The following is a 19403-nucleotide window of genomic DNA, read 5'->3' as shown; positions in this document are numbered from 1 at the left end:
TGATTGTTCATTCGGGGCATAAAGCGGACCTTGCCCTCTAGCGTGACCGGCGAGCCTATGCGCCGGCGCGAGAGGGAGGAAATCCGATGTCCACGCATGCCCGAATGCTGCCCGCCGTCCTGGCCACCGTGTCGCTCGCGGGGCTGGCGATCGCCAGCCCCGCCGCCGCGCAGGACGCGCCCGCCGCCGAAGAGGGCGGCATCCGCGAAATCGTCGTCACCGCCCAAAAGCGCGAGGAAAGCGCGCAGTCGGTGCCGGTCGCGATCACTGCGCTGGATGCCGAGGCACTGGATACCGGCATGGTTCAGGATATTCGCGATGTCGCAGGCCGGGTGCCCAGCCTCGTCATCGACAGCGTTTCGGCCGGCCCCAGCGCCGCCGCGATTTCGATCCGCGGCATCTCTTTCGAGGACATCGAGAAAAGTTTCGACCCGACTGTCGGCGTCGTCGTCGATGGCGTGTTCATCGGCACCAACACCGGCCAGTTGCTCGACAGCTTCGATCTGGAAAGCCTGCAAGTGCTGCGCGGTCCGCAAGGGACGCTGTTCGGCCGCAACACGATCGGCGGCGTGATCGAGGTCAAGCGCAGCACCCCGACCGACGAGTTCAGCGCCAAGGGCCGCTTTTCCTATGCCCGGTTTGACACCAAGAGCGCGCGCCTGGTGGTGAACAGCGGCAAGCTGGGCGATTTCATCGCGCTCAAGGCGTTCGGCTATTACGACAAGACCGACGGCTTCATCCGCAATATCAGCACCGGCGGCCGCGACGGCAAATATGAAACGCTGACCGGCGGGGTGACCGCGCTGATCGAACCCAGCGACGCCTTTTCGGCCGAGATCACCTATGAGCACACGCGCGAGCGCGGCGAGACGGTGTCGATCCCGACCTCGTCCAGCCTCGACCTGATCTGCCTGGCCGCGGGCGTCCCCGGCTTTTCGCCGGTCGCCGAGTGCAACCGCTTCGCGCTGCCCGATCGCGGCATGAACGCAACCTATCAACTGGCGCCGCACGATGTCACCAACGACACCGACGCGCTGACCGGCAATATCACCTGGTCACTGGGCGACAATCTGACCCTTTATTCGGTCACCGGCTATCGTACCAACGACGAGAATGTGGCGCAGGATTTCGACGGCAGTTCGGCCGACTTCTTTGCCACCCGGCGCATCCAGCAATTCGAACAATTCAGCCAGGAACTGCGCGTCCTCGCCGAAATCAGCGACGCGGTAAACCTGCTGGTCGGCGGCTATTATTACACCAGCAATTACCAGCTCGACCAATATACCCGGCTGGGCCCGGTGCCGTCGCAAAGTGCAGCAGGGGCGACGCTGCGTGCCTATACCGACAACAAATCGACATCCTATGCCGGTTTTGCCGACGCGCAATTCACGCTGAGTGACCGTTTCAAACTGTCGGTCGGCGGCCGTTACACCCGCGACAAAAAAGAGACCTTCAACAATTATGGCCAGGTCGTCGGACTCGTCGAACTGAGCCTGCCGACCTTCGACGGCAAGTCGTGTGTCGGCGCCACCGGCGTGTTCGGGCCGGGGCCGCTCGCCGGTCTGCCGGTGTTTGGCGCGGCGAACAATTGTTCGGGCGAGAAGTCGTTCGGAAAATTCACCTGGCGTGCCAACGCAACCTATGAAATCGGCGACAACAAGATTGTCTACGGCTCCTATTCGACCGGTTTCCGGTCGGGCGGCTTCAACGGACGCGCGGCGTCGCCGACGTCGCTCGGCCCCTATTTTCCGGAAACCGTCGACGCGTTTGAGGTCGGGTTGAAGGCCGACTGGCTGGGCCGCACCTTGCGCACCAACATCGCCCTGTTCCACACCAAATATGACAACAAGCAGGAAGAGGTCGTCCAGCCGTCGCCGCCGGGATCGGCTCAGCCGCAGGAAACGGTGGTCGGCAACGCCGCCTCGGCGACGATCACCGGCGCCGAACTGGAACTGATCATCCAGCCGTCGGATGAATTGAACTTCACCGCATCGGCCAGCTATCTGGATGCCGAATATGGCACGTTCCTCAAGGATCTGAACGGTGACAATGTCGGCGACGATGTGTCGACGCTGACCTTGCGCCGCGCCCCGAAATACCAGATTTCGGCCGGGGCCAATTATTCGAAAGAGGTCGGATCGGGACGGTTCGATGCCAATCTGCTGCTGCGCTTCCAGAGCAAGACGGCGACCTGCATCGCCGCCAACCGCCCGATCGTTTTCGGTGCAGTGACCAATGATGTGCGCTGCTTCACCAAGGACCGCGAAAATCTGTCGGGGCAAATATCCTACACCTTCCTCACCGGCAGCGGCGAAGTCAGCGTCGCGGTGTTTGGGCGCAATTTGACCAACGTCCGCGACCTTGGCAGCACCCTGCCGGTGGCGGGCCTCTTCACCTTTTCGGGCGCGCTCGAACCGCGCACCTACGGGGTCGAACTCGGCTTCAAATTCTGACCATCCAAGGGGTGATCGACCTATGGCTCAAGCATTTTTCGATCACCCCTATCTGTCGGGTCATCATCAACCGGTGCGGTTCGAGGCGACCGCCCCTGACCTGATCGTCGAGGGCGAGATTCCGGACGATCTGGTCGGCGTCTTTTATCGCAACGGCCCCGAGCCGCTCTATCCGACGCGCGAGGGCGACTATCACTGGTTCGACGGCGACGGCATGGTTTATGCCTTTCACATCGCCAATGGCCGCGCCGCGATGCTCAACCGCTGGGTCCGCACCGAAAAGTTCGAGCTGGAAAAAGCGGCGGGCCGGCGCCTGTTCGGGATGTTCGGCAACCCGATGACCGCCGACCCGTCGGTCCAGAACAAACGCTACAACACCGCCAACACCAATATCATCGTGCATGGCGGCAAGTTGCTCGCGTTGATGGAGGGCGCACCCGCGGTCGCACTCGACCCGCACACCCTCGCAACGCTGGGCGAGGAACATTATGGCGGGACGATCACCACGACCTTTTCGGCGCATCCCAAGATCGACCATGCGACGGGCGAGCTGATCAATCTGGGCGCGATGATCAATGGCCCGATGGGGGCGCCGCAGATCCGCTACGATGTGATCGACGCCAGCGGCCGGGTGACCAAGGCCGATCTGATCGACATGCCGCACAATGCGCTGATGCACACGTTTTTCCTGACCGAAAATTGGGTCGTGTTCCCGGTCATCCCGATCGACGCCGACCTTGGCCGTTTCATGAAGGGCGGACCAATGACCGCTTGGGTCAACGGCCGCCCGACCAAATTCGCGGTCATGCCGCGTAACGGGTCGGCCAGCGACGTCCGCTGGTTCGACTATGAACCGCGGCATATGTTCCACGAACTCAATGTGTGGGAGCAGGACGGCAAGATCATCGCCGACGTCGCCGCCGCCAACGGCACCGCGCTGTTCCCCGACGAAACGGGCGCCCGCCAGACCCACGGCGACACCCAGCAGAGCCTGCGCCGCTGGACGATCGATCCGTCGGGCGCAGGCACGTGGCTCAAGGAAGAAACGCTCAACGACCGCGACATTCAGTTTCCGCGCCCCGACGACCGTTTCATTACCCGCGCCTCGCGCCACAGCTTTGCCAACATCAACCTGAACAGCCGCGACGGCCGCGCCGAGGGGATGGACGCGGTGCTGCGCTTCGACACGATGAGCGGCCAGGAAGACTATTATCATTTCGGCAACGGCACATCGTGCGGCGAGCTGATTTTCGCACCCAGAATTGGGGCGGGGGGCGAAGCCGACGGTTATGCGATGACGCTGGTCCACCGCGCGGGCGCCGCGACGAGCGAATTGGCGATCTTTGCCGCGCTCGACATCGCGGCAGGACCGATTGCGACGGTGCATGTGCCGTTCCGCGTGCCGTCGGGTTTCCATTGCAATTTCTACGCGGCGGACTCCATGCTCTACCGGCAGGCGCTCGGCACAGCATAGGGGAGAGGCGGGTGAAGGTCGCAGCATTTGAACGCGTCGCCGATGTCGCGCGGCAGAACGGGCGCGAGCGGCCCGACAAGATCCTGTTCCATTTCGAAGGCCGCGCGACGCGCTACGCCGATTTCGATACGAACAGCAGCCGCGCCGCGAATGGCCTGATCGCGTTGGGATTGAAACCCGACGACCGCGTCGCCTATCTCGGCAAGAACAGCGATCTCTATTTCGAACTGCTGGTCGCGGTCGCCAAGGCGGGCGGCGTGATGACGCCGGTCAACTGGCGACTTGCGGTGCCGGAGATCGCGTGGATCATCGACAATTGCGGTGCGCGCATCCTGTGCGTCGGCCCCGAGTTCGTCGATCTGGTCGCCGCAAACCGCGACGCCTTTCCCGGCGTCGAGCAGATCGTCGGGGTCGAGGGCACGGCGAGCGGCTTTCCCGATTATCGCAGCTGGCGCGACACCTTTGCCGATACCGATCCCGCCGTCGCGCGCAGCGAGAGCGACGCGGTGATCCAGATGTACACGTCGGGCACCACCGGCAAGCCCAAGGGCGCGGTGCTGACCAATGGATCGGTGCTGCGTTCGCAGCTCGACCGCGACCCCGCGCTACAGGCGGACTGGGAGCGTTGGGACGAAAATGATGTCGGCCTGGTCGCGATGCCCTGTTTCCACATCGGCGGCACCGGTTACGGGATCACCGTGATGACCAATGGAGCGACCGGGGTGATCACCCGCGAGTTCGACCCCGGCGGGGTGCTCGACCTGATCGAGGTCCATGGCATCTCGAAAATCTTCATGGTTCCCGCGGCGATGCAGATCATCGTCAATCAGCCGCGGGCGCGCGATGTCGATTTCTCACGTCTGCGCCATATCGCTTACGGCGCCTCGCCGATCCCGCTCGACCTCTTGCGCCAGTGCATCGACGTCTTTCAGTGCGGGTTCGTCCAGATGTACGGGATGACCGAGACGTCGGGCACGATCGCGGCGCTGCCGCCCGAGGATCACGACCCGGCGGGCAACGAACGGATGCGATCGGTCGGCAAGCCGCTGCGCGGGGTCGAGATGCAAGTGATCGACGCGGGCGGCAATCCGCTGCCGCCGCGCGAAATCGGCGAGATCGCGATCCGCACCCAGGCGAATATGCGCGAATATTGGGGGCGGCCCGACGCGACGGCAGAGACGATCGACGGCAATGGCTGGCTGCGCACCGGCGACGCGGGCTACACCGACGAGGACGGCTATTTCTACCTCCACGACCGGGTCAAGGACATGATCATCTCGGGCGGCGAGAATGTCTATCCGGCCGAGGTCGAGAATGCGATCTATGGCCACCCCGCGGTCGCCGATGTCGCCGTGGTCGGGGTGCCCGACGAGAAATGGGGCGAGGCGGTGAAGGCCTGCGTCGTGCTGAAACCCGGTGAAAGCGCCGACGCGGCTGCGATCATCGGCTGGGCGCGCGAGCGCATTGCAGGGTATAAATGTCCCAAGTCGGTTGACTTCATCCCGGCCTTGCCGCGCAATCCGTCGGGCAAGATTCTGCGCCGCGAACTCCGCGCACCCTATTGGGAAGGCCGCGAGCGGCAGATTGGCTAACGCGCCACCCTTTATTCCGTTCGTGCTGAGCTTGTCGAAGCACCGTTCTTCTCTTTCAGCGGAGAAAGAAAGAACGGCCTTTCGACAAGCTCAGGGCAAACGGGGTTTGATATTCAAGCGTTGCTCTGCAATTTCGCCATTGCCGCCCCGACCGCAGCGGCAATATCGCCCTCCTGCGGATTGCCCCGCAGCGCCAACCCACCGTTCGGCTGCAAATTCTCGCCTGTGACAAACGCTTCGTCGCTCGCCAGCCACAGGCACGCATTCGCGACATCTTCGGACGTATTCAGCCGTCCGAGCGGATAGCGCGGCAGGAAGGCATCGACCAACCCCGGCGTCGCAAACGCCCCCTCGGTCATCGGCGACGCGGTGAACGCCGGCGAGACGATATTCGCACGGATGCCCGCCGCACCAAAATCATTGGCGACGCAGCGGATCAACGCCTCCGACCCCGCCTTGGTACCGATATAGGCGGCATGGTTGCCGATCGGCGATCGCGTCGTCGCCGACGAAATCTGGATGATCGACCCGCCGGTCGGATCATTCGTCAGCATCGCACCGACGAACGCTTGCAGGAAATGATGCACCCCGGTGAACTGCAAGGCGACGATGCCCGCGAGCTCCTCTTCGGTCACGTCGAGCAACGGCTTGAGCAGCCCCCACCCGCTCGCGTTCATCGCAATGTCGACCCCGCCCATTTTCGCTTTTGCCGCCTCGGCAAGCGCAAACACCGATGCCTTGTCGGTGATGTCGCAGAGCGCGGCATGACCGCCAATTTCGGCCGCGAGTGTGTCGAGCGGTTCGGCTTTGCGCCCCGCGACCAGCACCGTCGCCCCCTCGCGCACGAACCGCCGCGCGGTCACCTGCGCCATATTGCCCGCCGATGCCGCGCCGATGATGACGGCGCGCTTGCCTGCCAGCCTGCCCATGTCGATCTCCTTACAACTTCAGCAATTGCTTGCCGCGGTTCTGGCCGCTGAACAGCCGCTTGAGGGTCGCAGGCGCGTTCTCGAAACCTACCTGCACATCCTCGCGATAGGTCAGCCGTCCGTCCTGCACGAAACCCTCCAGCCGTTTGCGGATGGCGGGGAATTCGGCCGCCCAATCGAGCACGATAAACCCCGCCATCGTGCCGCGTCGGAACACCAGGTTGAAATAATTCTGCGGCCCGGCGGGCAGCGATCCCGTCTCGTAGCGGCTGATCCCGCCGCAGATTGCGATCCGCGCCCCGGTTGCAATCTCGCCGAGCATGTCGTTGAGGATCGCGCCGCCGACATTGTCGAAAATGACATCGACCCCGCGCGGGCATTGATCCTTGATCTGAGCCCGGACATTGCCCGCCTTGTAATCGATCGCGGCGTCATAGCCCGCCTCTTCGACCAGCCAGCGGCATTTATCCTCGCCCCCCGCGATCCCGACGACGCGGCACCCCGCGATTTTCGCAAGCTGGCCGACGATCGACCCGGTCGCCCCCGCCGCGCCCGACACCAGCACCGTATCGCCCGCGACCGGCCTGCCAACCTTGAACAGCCCGCAATATGCCGTCACCCCGGTGGTTCCGAGCACCGACAGCATCGCGGTGGGCGGCAGCGCCGTGTCGATCTTCACCAGCCCCGCGCCGTTCGACACATGCCACTCGGTCCAGCCGGTCGAGCCCATGACCAGGTCGCCGACTGCAAAGCCGGGATGGTTGCTTTCCGCCACTTCGCTGATCCCGCTGCCGCGCATCACGTCGCCGATGGCCATCGGCGCGACATAGTCGGCGATATTCTCCATCCAGCCCTTTTGCGCCGGATCGAACCCAAGATAGAGCGTCTTGAGCAGCAGATCGCCATCGCCCGGCGCGGCAATCCGGGTTTCGACCAGCCGAAAATCGCCGTCCTCGATCCCGCGCCCGCGGGGATGTCCGTTCAGCAGCCATTGGCGCGATGTCGGCATCGATCCTCTCCCTGTTCTTTGCGCCGAAATTGCGCCGACGCAGCCCGCGCAGCCACCGCCAAAAGTGCCAGTCGCGCGGGAGACACGCAGGCGTAGGGTGCGATCAAGGAGAGAGACGATGCCCGAGGTGCGCCGCAGTTTCTGCCGCTTCTGCCACGCCAATTGCGCGATGCTGGTCACGATCGACGAAGGCCGCGTGACCAAGGTGCAGGGCGACCCAGACGACCCGGTGTTCGGCGGCTACACCTGTATCAAGGGCCGCCAATTGCCCGAAGCGCATCACGGGCCGCAGCGGCTGATGGTGTCGCAAAAGCGCGTCGATGGCGCGTTTCAGGATATCGCGATGGAGACCGCGCTCGACGAGATCGGCGCCAAGCTGGCGGCGATCATCGCCGAGCATGGCCCGCACGCGGTCGCCGTCTATGGCGGCACCTATGCGTTTCAGAACAGTGCTGGGGTGGGCAGCGCGATGGCCTTTGCGCAGGGTTTGGGTACGCGCAACATCTATACCTCGGTCACCCTCGACCAGCCCGCCAAAGTCTATACGACGATGCGCTACGGCAGCTGGATGGGCGGGATGCATACATTCGCCGAGGCCGACGTCGCCTTTTTCATCGGCAACAACCCGATCGTCTCGCATTATGGTCCGCCGGGCGGCCTGCCGCCCTTCTCGCCCTCGCGCCGCTTGCGCGATGCGCTGGACAAGGGGCTCAAGCTGATCGTCGCCGATCCGCGCGAGAGCGATGTCGCGGCGCTCGCGCACATCCACCTGCCGGTGCGCCCCGGCGAAGACCCCGCGATGCTTGCGGGGATCATCCATGTCATCCTGTCCGAAGACCTCTACGACAAGGGTTTCGTCCAGCAATATGTCGATGGCATCGACGACCTCACCCGCGCCGTCGCCGCTTTCACCCCCGCCGTCGCCGCCGCGCGCGCCGGAGTCGACGAAGCTCAGCTCGTCGCCGCGGCGCGGATGTTCGCCACCGGCAGCAAAGGCGTCGTGTCGACCGGCACCGGCCCCGAAATGGCGGGTCAGGGGACGCTGACCCAATATCTCGTGTCGTCACTCAACATCATCTGCGGGCGCTTTTGCCGCGAGGGGGAGAAAAGCTCGATCCCGCGCGTCTTTACCGCCGCGACGCCGCGCCGCGCCCAGGTTGCGCCGCCGATGGCGCTCTATGGCGAAGGCTTCCCGGCCTCGCGCATCCGCGGCCTGACCCATCTCGGCATGGAAATGCCGTGCAACGTGCTGGCCGACGAAATCCTGACGCCGGGTGAGGGCCAGATCCGCGCACTGATCTCGATCGGCGGCAATCCGGTGGTCGCCTTTCCCGATCAGGACAAGATGACCCGCGCGCTGAGCGGCCTGGAACTGCTGGTCAGCGTCGATGTCAACGCCGCGTCGGCGACCGCCAAACGATCGGACTATATTCTCGCCCCGACCATGTGCCTTGAACGCGAGGACATCAGCAACCTGTCCGAATGGTGGTACGAAATCCCCTACGCCCGCTATACCGAGGCGATGATCGCCGCGCCCGGCGACCTGATCGAGGAATGGGAAATGCTGTGGGGTCTGGCGCACCGCATCGGCACCCCGATCCCGCTCGCGGGCGGCCCTTGCCCCATGGATACCAAACCGAGCAAGCAGACCTTCCTCGACCTGATGAGCGCGGGCTGCGTCGTCGCGCCGAGCCGGGTCCGCGCCGACACCGTCGATGGTCAGGCAGTGATCTATCCCGATCTCCACCCGATCGTCGAGCCCGGCGACCCCGATGCCCCCGGCCGCTTCGACCTCACCGCCGGGGCGATGCCCGATCAACTGATCGCTTATGCGTCCGCCGACCAGCCGACTCCCGATTTTCCGTATCGCATGGTGTCGCGGCGCAGCCGTCACCGCTTCAATTCGACCGGCCAGAACCTCACCGCCCTGACCGCCAAGCGCACCACCAATCCCGCCTTCCTGCACCCCGACGACATGGCGCGCATCCCGTGCCGCGAGGGCGACATCGTCCGCATCCGTTCGGCGGTCGGCGAAGTAGTGGCCGAAGCGCGGGCGGCGGCGGGAATGCGCCCCGGCGTCGTATCGATGGCCCATGCCTTTGGCGGTCCCGAGGTCGGCCCCGATCAGGTGCGCGAACGCGGCAATTCCACCAACCGGCTGGTCAGCGAGACCGCCCACTACGACCCGATCACCGGCCAGTCGCTGCAAAGCGCGATCCCGGTTTCCATTGTTCCCGCCTGAGGAGTTTCCATGCCCGACAATCGCCGCTTCCTGCTCACTCGCCGTCCCCATGGCGAACCGGTGCCGGAGGATTTCTCGCTGGTCACCGAACCGACGCCTGAGTTGGCCAACGGGCAATTCCTGATCCGCAACCATTTTGCCTCGCTCGACCCCGCGATCCGCGGCTGGATGGACGATGCGCCGAGCTATATGCCGCCGATCCCGCTCGGCACACCGGTGCGCGCCTCGACGATCGGGATTGTCGAGACGAGCAAGGCCGAGGGTTTTGCGCCCGGCCAATGGGTGATGGGCCTGAACGGCATCGAGGATTATTCGGTCGGCGCTATCGGCGGCTTTACCCAGCCGATCGATGCCGGGCTGGTGCCGTCGGTCACCAATTATCTGTCGGTGCTCGGCGCGGTCGGGATGACCGCCTATTTCGGTTATATCGACGTGTGCGAGCCGAATCCGGGCGACGTCGTGCTGGTCACCGGCGCGGCGGGGGCCGTCGGCTCGCTCGTCGGCCAGATCGCGAAGATCAAGGGCGCCAGCAAGGTCATCGGGATCGCGGGCGGCGCAGAGAAATGCGCGCGACTGACGGGCCGTTACGGCTTCGATGCGGCGATCGACTATCGCGGCAAGGATGGGCAGGCGCTGACCGATGCGATCCACGCCGAAGCGCCCGACGGCGTCGACATCATCTTTGAAAATGTCGGCGGCGACATTCTCGACGCGGGGCTCAACAATTTGCGCCACGGTGCGCGGATCGGCCTCTGCGGCCTCATCAGCGAGTATAACAGCGTAGAAAAAATCGGCGCCCGCAACATCTGGCAACTGATCGTCCACCGCGCCTCGATTCGCGGGCTACTCGTTGCGGATTATATTCCGCGGTTTGCCGAGGGCGGCGCGGAAATGGCGGCGTGGCTGCAAGCGGGCAAGCTGATCGCCGACGAACATATCGACGAGGGGATCGAAAACAGCTTCGACGCCTTCATGCGGCTGTTTGCCGGGAGCAATCAGGGCAAGATGATCCTGAAGATCGCATGACGGCGACGCGCCGCCTGCTCGTCCTGTCGGGTGGCCATCCCTATGAAGCCGGGCCTTTCGCCGAGCTACTGGCGAGCTTCGACGGTTGGGCGGTCACCCATCTGATCCACCCCGAGGCCGAGGCTGCGGTGGCGGCGGGCGCGGCGCAGAACAGCGATGCGATCCTCTTTTACGACATGCCGGGCTATGCGTTCGGTGGTGGCGCGATGATATCGTGCCCGCCGTCCCCGGCCTATCGCCGCGCCATCACCGACCATTTCGCGCGTGGCGGCGGCGCGGTCGCGATGCACCATGCGATCGCGGGCTGGGCCGAATGGCCCGAATGGGCCGACATGCTCGGCGGGCGTTTTCTCTACCAGCCCGGCACCGCAAACGGCGCGGCCCATCTCGACTCGGGCTATCGCCACGATGTCACTTACGACGCCATTGTCCTCGACCCCGGCCACCCGGTGACGGCGGGCCTGCCGCCGCGCTTTTCGCTGTGCGACGAGCTCTATCTGGCGCCGATATGGGGCGCCGTCACCCCACTGCTGCGCGCCGATCACGCCTTTTTGCGCGAGAATTTCTATTCGGCGGCGCAGGCGGTCGCGGGACGGATGTTCAGCAATGACGGCTGGCCGCATCCGCCCGGCAGCGACCTGATCGCATGGGAAAAGCCCGTTGGCGCGGGTCGGCTCGTCTATCTCCAGCCCGGCGACGGCCCCGCCGCCTACGCCAACCCGCACCTTCGCCGCCTGCTCCGCAACGCGCTCGACCATGTTTCCGCGATCGCCGTCGCCTAACGAAATTGTGCATCGCCTGCCGGAACGGCGCGCATATAGTCAGGGACATAAAGATAAGGCCAAGGGAAGAGGCGCCGCGTGAACGACATCGCAGCAAGCAGTTTTTTCGAACCGCAGGTGATCGCGGACCCGTTCGACTATTATCGCACCTGGCTGCCCAAAAGCCCGGTGGTCCAGCTGTCGGACGGCATGTTCCTCGTCCTGTCCTACGAACATTGCGCGCAGGCGACCGGCGACGTCGAAACCTTTTCCAACAATTTTCAGGGCACCTTGTCGGGCGCGATGGCCGAAGATGGCGATGTCGCGGCAATTCTCGCCGAGGGCTGGCCGCAGGTCGATACGCTGCTCACCGCCGACCCGCCGACCCACACCCGCTTTCGCAAGCTCGTCAATCTCGCCTTTTCGATGAAGCGCGTCGCCGCGATCGAGGAGGATATGCGCGGCGTCGTCATCGATCTGGTGGAAAGGATGGCCGCGAAACAGAGCTGCGATTTCGTCACCGATTTCGCCATTCCGTTGCCCGTCGCGATGATCGCCAGCCAGATCGGCATGACCGGCGACGATCTCGCCAAGGTGAAACGCTGGTCCGACGCCTTCGTCGATCGCCTTGGCCGGATGATCCCCAAGGAGCGCGAACTGGAATGCGCGCGCGAGGTCGTCGAATTCCAGCATTTCGTCAAAGCGAAGATCGACGAGCGCCGCGCCAACCCGACCGACGACCTGCTCTCCGACCTGGTCCATGCTGCGGCCGATGGCGAGCGGCCGCTGGAGGACGCCGAAATCCTGTCGATCATGCAGCAGCTGATGGTCGCGGGGAACGAGACGACGACGTCGGCACTCGCGGGTGGCCTGCTCCAGCTGATCGACAATCCCGACCAGATGGCCAAGGCGGTCGCCGCCGCCGACGCGGGCAACGACCGCGCGATCATCAACCTGGTCGAAGAAGTGCTGCGGACCGAAAGCCCGACCGCGGGCATGTGGCGCATGGTGCTGAGGGATGCCGAGCTGGGCGGGGTCAAAATTCCCCACGGCGCGATGGTCCAGCTGCGCTACGCCGCGGCAAACCGCGATCCGGCCAAATATCCCGACCCCGACCGTTTCGACATCGAACGCGCCAACGCGCGCAGCCACCTGGCCTTTGGCAAGGGCATCCATATGTGCGTCGGCAATATGTTGAGCCGCAAGGAAATGGCGGTCGCCTACACCGAATTGCTGACCCGGCTCACCGATTTCGCGGTCGCCGACGGCCATGCGCCGAGCTGGCCGCCGAACATGCTGCTGCGCGGGCTGACCACCCTGCCGATCACCTACCGGCGGCGCGCATGAATTTCGATCTCGACGAAGACCAGCTGCTGACGCGCGACACGATCGCCCGCTTTCTCGGGCCGGTCGACATATCGGCGCGTCATGCGATGCGGGCGGGCGCGGGCGGCTACGCGCGCACGCGCTGGCAGGAGGTCGCCGACCTTGGCCTGCTGGCGCTCGCGGCGCCTGAGGCGATGGGCGGCATGGGCGGGACGATCGTCGATCTCGCGCTCGTGGCCGAGGCGCTCGGCAAAGGGCTGGCGATCGACCCCTGGCTGGAAAATGGCGTGCTGCCGATCCGGCTGGCAGCGGCGGCGGGCGACGCCGCACTGGTCGGCGATCTCGTCGGCGGCACGCGGCTCGCCGCGGTTGCCTTTGCCGAACCGGCCCGCCGCTATGAAACCCGGTCCATCGCCACCAAGGTCGACGGCGGCCATGTCGGCGGCACCAAGACCCTTGTCCTCGGCGCACCACTTGCCGACACGCTGCTGGTCACCGCCGCCGGCGACAAACTCGCCAAGGTCGCGCATGATGCCGCCGGTGTCGTGCGGCAGGATTATCCGATCGTCGATGGATCGAGCGCCGCGACGCTCGACCTGCACCGCGCGCCCGCCGAAATTTTCGACCTGCCCGACATGAAATTCCAGCGCGTGATCGGCGACGTTCGCTTGCTCGCGGCGGCCGAAATGCTCGGCCTCGCACAGACCATGTTCGACGACACCCTCGCCTATGTCGGCGAGCGCCAGCAATTCGGCGCCGCGATCGGCAGTTTTCAGGCGCTGCAGCACCGCCTCGTCGAATGCTACGCCGCGCTCGAACTCGCGCGCTCGATGGTGCTGCGCACCGCGATGCAGGATCCGACCACCGACGATGCCAATTGGCCGCGGATCGCCGCAGGCGCCAAGGCCTTTGTCGGCGAAGCCGCGACGCGGATCGGGCTGGAAGCGGTGCAGATGCATGGCGGCATGGGACAGACCGACGAGCTGGCGATTGGCCACGCGCTGAAACGCGTGATGCTGCTCGACAAATATTTCGGCGATCAGGATCATTGCCTGCGCAGCTTTGCGAGGGCGGCATGAGCGCGCTCGCGCCCATCGCCCCCGGCCTGTGGACCGACGAGGCCGAACCGCGGCTGATCGGCGGCCGCCGCGCCGATGGCGAGATCGTCTTTCCGGTTCCCGATGGCGATGCCGCGGCGCTGGTCGAACCCGTCGCGCTGTCGCGTCGGGGCACGCTCTGGTCGTGGACGACGCAGGGCTTCGAACCCAAGGAGCCCTATAGCGGCCCGCAACCCTTCCAGCCGTTCCTGATCGGCTATGTCGAACTGCCTGGCGAGGTGATCGTCGAAACGCGGATCGTCGATGCCGCGCCGAGCGATCTCGTCATCGGGATGCCGATGGCGTTCGCGGTTGTCCCCTTCGACGACGCGCGATCGACCTATGCCTTTCGCCCGGAGCCCAAGCCGTGAGTGACGACGTTTATATCATCGGCGCGGGCATTCACCCCTTTGGCCGCACCGATGGCCGCTCGGGGCGCGACCAGGGCGTGTTCGCGGTGCGCGAGGCGCTGGGCGACGCCGGGATCGCGTGGAGCGACGTCGAATTCGCCTATGGCGGGTCGGCGGCGGCGGGATCGGCCGACATCATGGTCAACGAACTTGGACTGACCAGCGTGCCCTTCATCAACGTCGCCAACGGCTGCGCGACCGGGGGCAGCGCGCTGACCGCGGCGCAAAATGCGATCGCGGCGGGGGCCTGCGACATCGCGCTCGCAGTCGGCTTCGACAAGCATCCGCGCGGCGCGTTCAACGCCAAACCCTCGGACTATGGTTTGCCTGAGTGGTATGGCGAAACCGGCATGATGCTGACGACACAATTTTTCGCGCTCAAGATCCAGCGTTATATGGCGCTCCACGGGATCAGCCGCCGGACGCTGGGGCTCGTTGCCGAAAAGGCGTTTCGCAACGGCACCCTGTGCGATCATGCGTGGCGGCGCTCGCCGGTCGATCTCGACACGATCCTGAACGCGCCGATGGTCAATGATCCGCTGACCAAATATATGTTCTGCTCGCCCGCCGAGGGTGCGGTGGCGCTGGTGCTGGCATCGGCCAAGAAGGTGCGCGAACTCGGCGCCGATGCGGTGCGCATCGCCAGCGTCGCCTTCCGCACCCGGCCCGAGGGGTCGTTCGAGGTCTTCGCGCCATCGATCAGCGTCCATGGCGGCGGCAAGCCGACCGAGATCGCGAGCAAGGCCGCCTTTGAAATGGCGGGTATCGGCCCCGAGGACGTATCGGTCGCGCAGTTGCAGGACACCGAATCGGGCGCCGAAATCATGCATATGGCCGAAAACGGCTTTTGCGCCGACGGCGAGCAGGAAAAATGGCTGGCCGAGGGCTGGAGCGAGATCGGCGGCAAATTGCCGATCAACACCGACGGCGGCTGCCTCGCCTGCGGCGAGCCGATCGGCGCCTCCGGCCTGCGGCAGGTTTACGAAAACACGGTGCAACTGCGTGGTCGCGGCGGCGAACGGCAGGTACCGGACGGCCCCAAGGTGGGCTATTCTCATGTCTATGGCGCGCCCGGCCTGTCGGCGGTGGCGATCCTCGAACGCTAGGGCAATTATGGATCTCGACCTCACCACCGACGAACTGGCATTTCGCGAGGAGGTGCGCGACTTCCTTCGCACGTCGCTCCCCGATTATGTGCGCGACGGCGCCCGGCGCACCCCCGGGGTGTTCGTCGAACCCGACATCGGTCTCGTCTGGCACCGTATCCTTAATGACAAGGGCTGGGTCGCCTATCACTGGCCCGAGGATTGCGGCGGCACCGACTGGTCGCCGATGCAGCGCTATATCTTTGAAAAGGAATGCGCGATCGCCGGCGCCCCGGCTCTGTCGGTGCTCGGGCTGCGGCTTGTTGGCCCGGTCATCTGCGCCTTTGGGACACAGGACCAAAAGGACCGTTTTCTCCCCGCGATCCGTGCCGGGACCGATTATTGGTGCCAGGGCTATAGCGAACCGCAAAGCGGCTCCGACCTTGCCTCGCTCCGCACCCGGGCGCGACGCGACGGCGATGAGTATATCGTCGACGGGTCGAAAATCTGGACCACCCACGCCCACCACGCCAACTGGATTTTCTGCCTCGTCCGCACCGATGGCGAGGTCCGTAAACAGGCGGGAATCAGCTTCCTGCTCTTGCCCATGGATCAGCCCGGCGTCACCGTCACCCCGATCATCACCATGGCAGGCGACCATGAGGTCAATCAGGTGTTCCTCGACGGCGCCCGCACCGCTGTCGACAACCGCATCGGCGACGAAGGCCAAGGCTGGACCATCGCCAAATTCCTGCTGGAAAACGAGCGCGGTGGATCGTTTCACGCGCCGCGGCTGATCCGCGCCATCGACGAACTCACCGCGGCGGCCGGCATTGCACCCAGCGGTCACAACGGCCCGCTGGGTGCCGATGTCCGCGTGGCGACCGAAATCGCCCGGCTGCAGCTCGAAGCGGAGGCGCTCGAGACGACCGAACTGCGCATTCTCGCCGACATTGCCAAAGGCCGCCCTGCCGGTCCGCAAACCTCGCTGGTCAAGCTGATCGCGTCCGAATTGCACCAGCGGATCGATCGCATCGCGATGGACCTTCACGGCTATGACGGGCTGCAACTACCGACCGTCCGGCCGCTTTACGGCAACGCGGCGCCGCCGCCGATCGGCGACCCCGATGCCCAGATTGCCGCCGCCCGCTTCCTCAACAGCCGCGCCTGGACCGTGTTCGGCGGGTCGAGCGAAGTCCAGAAAAACATCATAGCCAAGACGGTGCTCCGCTTATGACACATGCATTGCGACTTGCCGGCCCGTATGAGATAGTACCCGCCATGGGAGAACAGGCAGAAAAACTGCCGATCGACGGGTTCGCACCCCCAATGGATGCCAGGACGCTTGTCGATGCGGTTACGGTTCGCAATGTGGAGGATATCCACGATGCCGCCGTCGTGCTGCGCGACTACGCCGCGGCTTTTGATCTGCGCGCCGCGCTGTGCGACGACATCGCGTCAAAGGAAACGATGGTTGATGCCGACGGCGCCGTCCTCGCCGCCGATCTGTTCGGCTGGCTCGGAGATGGCGAACGCTGGTGGGAGGACCATAGGCTGGCGCTCCATTCGCCGCTGCCCCGGTCGTGCCGCTACGAAGGCGAACCCTTTTGGTGCAACAGCGAAGGATTCCGCACCGCGCAGCCCAACCCCTATCTCGACGACATCGACCCGGCACGATATTTCGCCGCCAATCAACGCTATCAGGCAGCTATCGTGGTGCCGGTCCACCTGCCTTTCGGACAGATTTCCGCCAATAGTTTTCATCCGAATGATCCCGACGTCGTCGATCTGACCGATCTGTTCGCCGAAATCGGCGACACGCTGGGGCTGGCCACCCGCCGCTTCATCGCCGGCTATGCGTCGGCGATGCGGACCAAGCGCCGCATCCCCTCGGACTGCGAACTGTCGAAACGCGAGGTCGAATGTCTGCGCTGGGCGGCGATCGGCAAGACCGACCGCGAGATCGGCATGATCATCTCGCTCAGCCACGCGACGGTGCGCTATCATGTCCACCGCGCGGGCGAAAAGCTGAACTCGGTCAACCGCGCGCAGACAATCTTCAAGGCCGGGCAATTGGGGTATCTGGGGGCGAATAGCTGAAATTCTCCCCTCCCGCTTGCGGGAGGGGAGAATCACCCCAGCGATCTCAACGGCTCGCTCCCGTCCCAGCGCCTGGACGCATCGCGCATCATCGCGAACAGCTCGCGTGTCCCCGGCTGCGGTTCCAGCAGCTCGATCAGATTTCCCGGCCCCGTCCCTGGATCGGCGTAAATCACGCCCCCTGTATCTCCCACCGGCGCCTCGAAAATAATCTCCGCCCCGACCGCTTCGCAACGCGCCCGCGCTTCGGCAATCGAATCGACCAAGATGCAGACGTGATGCAGCCCTTCGCCGACCGCATACTCGCCGCGATAGATCGACGCCGCATCATTCTCGGGCCGAATCAGCTCGATCTGCATGTCGCCCCAATAGCCCAGCGCCATGGTGAATATGGGATCGCTGGCCGCGCCGCGATAGCGTCCGCCGGGGAGCGACATATTCGGCAGCAGGAAAAACGGGCCCGCCCCGATCACTTCGGTCCAATGCTTCACCGCCGCGTCGAAATCCGCCGGCACAAAGGCCAGCTGCATGACATCGCCCAGCGATGCGAGCGCTCCGGTTGTCACCATCGATCTCTCCCCCTCAAAAGCGATAGCGCACAAGCGCCGGACTTTGTGCGATAAGATAAGCGAGACCCGGACGCATACTGGGCAAAATGTGAGGAGAGCCATGGCTGAGTCCGATCCGCAGATCGCCCACAAGGATTGGCCCGCCATCCGCAAGCGCAATGCGCGCTCCGGATTGCGCAAGCTGGTGGCGATCATTGCCGAAAATCGCACCGACATGGCCGAAGCGCCGCTGCCGCTGCACAAATCCGTCTACACTGGTGAAGCGCGCAACGCGGCCGAGATGGCGCATATTTTCCGGGGTGAACCAATCGTCGCCGGGCTGAGCGGTGACATTCCCAAGCCCGGCGACACGTTGGTATTCGATGCGGTCGGGCCGTCGATATTGGTGACGCGCGGCAAGGACGGCATCGCGCGCGCCTTCCACAACATGTGCACCCATCGCGGCGCGAAGCTGGTCGAGGAAAAGGAACCCTGGCAGGGGCCGCGACCGCGGCTTGTCTGCCCCTTTCACGCCTGGACCTTCGACCCGGCAGGCGAGCTTGTCGGCCAGCCGGGCAAAGACGGTTTTGCCAATTGCGACATCGGCGCCCGGAACCTGATCGCGCTGCCGTGCGCCGAACATCTTGGCCTGATCTTTGTCCGCGCCGATCCCGATGGCGCGCCGATCGATGCCGCGGCGCATCTGGGCGATTTCGGGCCGGTGCTGGCGCAGCTCGAACTGCATCGCGCCGAGCCGGTGAAAAAAGGTATTCTCACCGCCGATTCGAACTGGAAGTTTGCCCTCGACACCTATGGCGAGGGCTATCATTTCAAGATGCTGCACAACACGACGATCGGGCAGACGCATTACAGCGACCGTAATGTCTATGAACCGATCGGGCGCCACCACCGGGTCAGCTTTCCCGACCTGTCGATCGGCAATCTGGTCGGCCAGGACGAGAGCGCGTGGCCCGACACCGAATATGGCGGGGTGCATTTCCTGTTCCCCAACACGGTGATCTTTTTCGGCGCCGTCACCCCCGGGGTGTATTTCACCCAGGTTTTCCGGCTCTTTCCCGACGGGCCGGGCAAGATGTTCTGCCAGTTCGCGGTCTATGCGCCCTTTGGCGTCGAGAGCGACGAGCATCGCGCGATGTGCGAAATGGCCTATGATGCGACTGCCACTGTCGTCCAGACCGAGGATTATCGCGTGGCAAGCAGCGGCTACGCCAATCTGCTGACAGCCCCTGACAATTTCCGCGTCGTGCTGGGCGCCAACGAGCCGGCGCTGCACGGCGTCCACCGCGCGATCGCCGCCGCCTGCGGTATGCCGCTCGACCAGCTTGCCTGA

The 19403-nt window shown here is 64.8% G+C and carries 16 protein-coding genes; 13 read left to right on the top strand and 3 right to left on the bottom strand.

Annotation, left to right across the window (positions count from 1 at the left end):
• Nucleotides 1-86 precede the first annotated feature (86 nt).
• Genes J2X44_RS01245 through J2X44_RS01235 form a run of 3 tightly spaced genes read left to right on the top strand, consistent with a single transcriptional unit; the run spans nt 87 to nt 5519 of the window.
• Nucleotides 87-2453: a TonB-dependent receptor domain-containing protein gene (locus J2X44_RS01245; protein ID WP_310087468.1), complete on the top strand. Its 2367-nt coding sequence runs from the start codon at nt 87-89 to the stop codon at nt 2451-2453.
• Nucleotides 2454-2475: 22 nt separating this feature from the next.
• Nucleotides 2476-3927 carry a carotenoid oxygenase family protein gene (locus tag J2X44_RS01240; protein WP_310087467.1) on the top strand — a complete coding sequence of 484 codons (1452 nt, stop codon included), beginning with the start codon at nt 2476-2478 and terminating at the stop codon, nt 3925-3927.
• 11 nt (nt 3928-3938) lie between these two features.
• Nucleotides 3939-5519, top strand: a complete 1581-nt coding sequence (locus J2X44_RS01235; RefSeq protein WP_310087466.1) for a fatty acid--CoA ligase — start codon at nt 3939-3941, stop codon at nt 5517-5519.
• Between the two features lie 113 nt (nt 5520-5632).
• Here J2X44_RS01235 and J2X44_RS01230 read toward each other — a convergent pair whose 3' ends face one another.
• Together J2X44_RS01230 and J2X44_RS01225 are read right to left on the bottom strand one after the other, a co-directional pair.
• Nucleotides 5633-6448 (bottom strand): SDR family oxidoreductase, encoded by an 816-nt coding sequence (locus J2X44_RS01230; protein ID WP_310087465.1) that lies wholly within the window; start codon nt 6446-6448, stop codon nt 5633-5635.
• Between the two features lie 10 nt (nt 6449-6458).
• Complete coding sequence (locus tag J2X44_RS01225) at nt 6459-7457, bottom strand: NADP-dependent oxidoreductase (protein WP_310087464.1); 999 nt, start codon at nt 7455-7457, stop codon at nt 6459-6461.
• A gap of 118 nt (nt 7458-7575) precedes the next feature.
• Here J2X44_RS01225 and J2X44_RS01220 point away from each other — a divergent pair, with 118 nt between their 5' ends.
• The 9 genes from J2X44_RS01220 (at nt 7576) to J2X44_RS01180 (ending at nt 17504) form a co-directional block, all read left to right on the top strand.
• Nucleotides 7576-9699 (top strand): molybdopterin-dependent oxidoreductase, encoded by a 2124-nt coding sequence (locus tag J2X44_RS01220; protein WP_310087463.1) that lies wholly within the window; start codon nt 7576-7578, stop codon nt 9697-9699.
• Between the two features lie 9 nt (nt 9700-9708).
• Nucleotides 9709-10725 carry an NADP-dependent oxidoreductase gene (locus tag J2X44_RS01215; RefSeq protein WP_310087462.1) on the top strand — a complete coding sequence of 339 codons (1017 nt, stop codon included), beginning with the start codon at nt 9709-9711 and terminating at the stop codon, nt 10723-10725.
• The gene (locus J2X44_RS01210) at nt 10722-11507 is read left to right on the top strand and encodes a ThuA domain-containing protein (protein WP_310087461.1); all 786 of its coding nucleotides are present in this window, start codon (nt 10722-10724) and stop codon (nt 11505-11507) included. The genes J2X44_RS01215 and J2X44_RS01210 overlap by 4 nt, the downstream gene beginning before the upstream one ends.
• Before the next feature lie 78 nt (nt 11508-11585).
• Complete coding sequence (locus J2X44_RS01205) at nt 11586-12833, top strand: cytochrome P450 (RefSeq protein ID WP_310087460.1); 1248 nt, start codon at nt 11586-11588, stop codon at nt 12831-12833.
• On the top strand, nt 12830-13891 hold the full coding sequence (locus J2X44_RS01200; RefSeq protein WP_310087459.1) for an acyl-CoA dehydrogenase family protein: 1062 nt from the start codon (nt 12830-12832) through the stop codon (nt 13889-13891). Before J2X44_RS01205 ends, J2X44_RS01200 begins: the two co-directional genes overlap by 4 nt.
• On the top strand, nt 13888-14280 hold the full coding sequence (locus J2X44_RS01195) for an OB-fold domain-containing protein (protein WP_310087458.1): 393 nt from the start codon (nt 13888-13890) through the stop codon (nt 14278-14280). The genes J2X44_RS01200 and J2X44_RS01195 overlap by 4 nt, the downstream gene beginning before the upstream one ends.
• A complete protein-coding gene (locus J2X44_RS01190; protein ID WP_310087457.1) occupies nt 14277-15425 on the top strand; it encodes a thiolase family protein in 1149 nt (382 codons plus the stop codon). The genes J2X44_RS01195 and J2X44_RS01190 overlap by 4 nt, the downstream gene beginning before the upstream one ends.
• A 7-nt stretch (nt 15426-15432) precedes the next feature.
• Entirely contained in the window at nt 15433-16641 is a 1209-nt protein-coding gene (locus J2X44_RS01185; RefSeq protein ID WP_310087456.1) for an acyl-CoA dehydrogenase family protein, read from the top strand.
• A 44-nt stretch (nt 16642-16685) separates the two neighbouring features.
• Nucleotides 16686-17504: a helix-turn-helix transcriptional regulator gene (locus tag J2X44_RS01180; protein WP_310087455.1), complete on the top strand. Its 819-nt coding sequence runs from the start codon at nt 16686-16688 to the stop codon at nt 17502-17504.
• Nucleotides 17505-17536: 32 nt separating this feature from the next.
• Here the strand turns inward: J2X44_RS01180 and J2X44_RS01175 are convergent, their stop codons facing one another.
• A complete protein-coding gene (locus tag J2X44_RS01175; protein WP_310087454.1) occupies nt 17537-18073 on the bottom strand; it encodes a VOC family protein in 537 nt (178 codons plus the stop codon).
• Between the two features lie 100 nt (nt 18074-18173).
• On the opposite strand from J2X44_RS01175, the gene J2X44_RS01170 reads away from it, so the two are divergent.
• On the top strand, nt 18174-19403 hold the full coding sequence (locus J2X44_RS01170; RefSeq protein ID WP_310087453.1) for an aromatic ring-hydroxylating dioxygenase subunit alpha: 1230 nt from the start codon (nt 18174-18176) through the stop codon (nt 19401-19403).

This window comes from Sphingopyxis sp. BE259, assembly GCF_031457495.1.
Taxonomy (GTDB): domain Bacteria; phylum Pseudomonadota; class Alphaproteobacteria; order Sphingomonadales; family Sphingomonadaceae; genus Sphingopyxis.
The sequence above is the reverse complement of the archived record's forward strand: the minus strand, read 5'-3'. Positions and strand labels throughout refer to the sequence as shown.